Below are 1015 nucleotides of genomic sequence, written 5' to 3'. Positions count from 1 at the left end.
TGACCTGCCCGGGATCGTCGAGCGCCTGGTCGGATTGCGCCGGCTGGGAGTGCGAATCTCCCTCGATGACTTCGGCACCGGGTATTCCACTCTCACCTGGCTCAGCATCCTGCCGGTCGATCAGATCAAGATCGATCGCAGCTTCATCATGAATATTCCCGACGAGGCATCCACCTCTCTCGTGCAGGGAATTCTCGCCCTCGCGGCGCGGCTCGACGTGGAAGTGATCGCCGAGGGGGTGGAAACCATGGAGCAACTCGACGTTCTTCGGGCCAGTGGATGCGGACTGGTTCAGGGCTACCTGTTCGGACGACCGAAACCGATGCTCGAGCCACTCCTCCAGTGCTCCGGTCACATCGACGCCGTCTTGCGGCCGTAAGAGCGCCGCAGATGTTTGATCGGTTTGCGCCGAGGACCGCAAACCCGTATCGTTGAAGGCTGCTACGCCTCTGCGCGTGCATTGCGTGCTGCTCAGTTATGAACAGTCCGCCGACAAGGGATCTTGGGAAGGGCATTCGCTCTTCGGTAATGGAGGTAACCATGGCATCTGTATGCCAGGTGACCGGAGCTGTTCCCGGCTTCGGACACAACATTTCGCACTCGCACCGACGCACCAAGCGTCGTTTCGACCCGAACGTTCAGAAGAAGACGTACTACGTGCCGTCGCTTCGTCGCAAGGTCACACTGACCCTGTCCGCAAAGGGCATCAAGGTTATTGATGCTCGTGGTATCGAGTCCGTCGTCAAGGACGTTCTCGCTCGTGGGGTGAAGATCTAATGGCTAAGGCACATGACGTCCGTCCGATCATCAAGCTGCGTTCGACGGCAGGAACCGGTTACACGTACGTAACCAAGAAGAACCGTCGTAACGACCCCGACCGTCTCGTACTCAAGAAGTACGACCCGGTCATTCGTAAGCACGTTGACTTCCGTGAGGAGCGCTAAAAATGGCGAAGAAGAGCATGATTGCCAAGAACAACCAGCGCAAGGTCATCGTGGAGCGTTATGCCGCGAAA

General features: G+C 57.9%; 3 protein-coding genes. All 3 read left to right on the top strand.

All coding sequences use genetic code 11. The features are described from left to right. A partial coding sequence (locus JF66_RS20735; protein ID WP_035880850.1) for an EAL domain-containing protein occupies positions 1-379 on the top strand: 379 nt, incomplete at its 5' end. Between the two features lie 161 nt (positions 380-540). Next, the gene (gene rpmB, locus JF66_RS20730; RefSeq protein WP_035835252.1) at positions 541-777 is read left to right on the top strand and encodes a 50S ribosomal protein L28; all 237 of its coding nucleotides are present in this window, start codon (positions 541-543) and stop codon (positions 775-777) included. After that, positions 777-944, top strand: a complete 168-nt coding sequence (gene rpmG / locus JF66_RS20725; RefSeq protein WP_035880539.1) for a 50S ribosomal protein L33 — start codon at positions 777-779, stop codon at positions 942-944. The genes rpmB and rpmG overlap by 1 nt, the downstream gene beginning before the upstream one ends. Positions 945-1015 lie beyond the last annotated feature (71 nt).

Source organism: Cryobacterium sp. MLB-32, from assembly GCF_000738085.1.
In the GTDB taxonomy this organism is placed as follows: Bacteria; Actinomycetota; Actinomycetes; order Actinomycetales; family Microbacteriaceae; genus Cryobacterium.
The sequence above is the reverse complement of the archived record's forward strand: the minus strand, read 5'-3'. Positions and strand labels throughout refer to the sequence as shown.

What these genes read in the sequence shown, in the direction of transcription:
- rpmB (WP_035835252.1), top strand. Translation starts at nt 541, where the DNA reads ATGGCATCTGTATGCCAGGTGACCGGAGCTGTTCCCGGCTTCGGACAC.
- rpmG (WP_035880539.1), top strand. Translation starts at nt 777, where the DNA reads ATGGCTAAGGCACATGACGTCCGTCCGATCATCAAGCTGCGTTCGACG.